At 74.4% G+C, this 1094-nt stretch carries 1 protein-coding gene and 1 pseudogene; both read left to right on the top strand.

The features are described 5' to 3' along the window. On the top strand, positions 1-561 hold a 561-nt coding region (locus AB0C29_RS49900), incomplete at its 5' end, for a hypothetical protein (protein WP_360835608.1). A 199-nt stretch (positions 562-760) separates the two neighbouring features. Next, a pseudogene (locus AB0C29_RS49895) lies at positions 761-1094 on the top strand (secretion system protein); the annotation flags it as partial.

Raw genomic sequence — 1094 nt, 5'->3', positions numbered from 1 at the left:
GTGGTGGGCACGATCGTGGGCGGGCCGGTGGCTGGGCTGGTGCTCGCGGTCTACGGGGCGCTCGGGGCTCGGGCCGCTGTCCGTCGCGCTGCCCGTCGCCGCGGTGTCGCGGCGCGGTCCCGCAGACTCGACGGTTTGAACGCGCTGGCCGCCGACCTGCGTGCCGGCTTGGCGGTGGGGGCAATGCCCCTCGCTGCCTCACCGTCGAGCTCGCGCGACTCCGATCATCGGCTGGCCGAGTTGACCGCCGCGGTGATGCGGCTGGCCGAGCAGACCGGTGCGCCCGCTGCTGATCTCGTCGAGCGGATCGAGGCCGACGCCCGGGCCGGTGACCGCTCGCGGGCCACAGCGGCGGCCCAGGCGGCCGGCGCCCAGGCCACCGCGTTGCTACTGGCGGGGTTGCCGGTCGGCGGGATTGCGCTCGGCTACGGGATCGGGGTCGACCCGCTGGATGTCCTGCTGGGGACGCCGATGGGAGCGGCGTGCGCAATCGGGGCGGTCCTCCTGCAGTGCGCCGGCCTCCTCTGGGCCGACCGGCTTTCGAACGGACCGACGCGATGACAACCGAGCCGATGTGCGGAGCTGCCGCGTTTCTTCGACCGGGTCGACCGGCCCAAGTTCCCTTCAAGCCCTGCTGCGCCGCCGCGATCCTGCACGCCGCACGAGCTCTCGAATCGTCCCCTCCACCCTGTCCACGGGCTGAGCTGCTGAACGCCACCGCAGCGCTCTTCGCGCTGACGCCGGTCCGTGAGGTGATCCCTTGATCGCCATCCTCGGCCTGGTCGGGCTGGCGGCACTCCTCGGCTTGTCGTTCGCCCGGCGGTGGGCAGTCCGGCGGCGACTACTCCGACTGGGCAGGTCGCCCGGCGGCTCGCCCGGCCGCAGCCCGCGCTTCCTGATCGACGTCGCTGCCGGCCTCGCGGTGGTCGGGCTGGTCGGACACTGGTGGGCCGTGCCGTTCGGGATCGCCACCGCCGTCGGGGTGGATCAGTTCCTGCGGCGCCGCGAACCCGCCGACGTGCGCGCGGCCCGCCGGCGAGCCGTCGAGGACCTACCCCTGGGAGCCGACCTCCTCGCCGCGGTCCTGCGCGCCG

The organism is Actinoplanes sp. NPDC048791 (assembly GCF_040650095.1).
In the GTDB taxonomy this organism is placed as follows: domain Bacteria; phylum Actinomycetota; class Actinomycetes; order Mycobacteriales; family Micromonosporaceae; genus Actinoplanes.
Note: the sequence above shows the minus strand (reverse complement) of the source record. Positions and strands in the feature narration are given on the sequence as shown.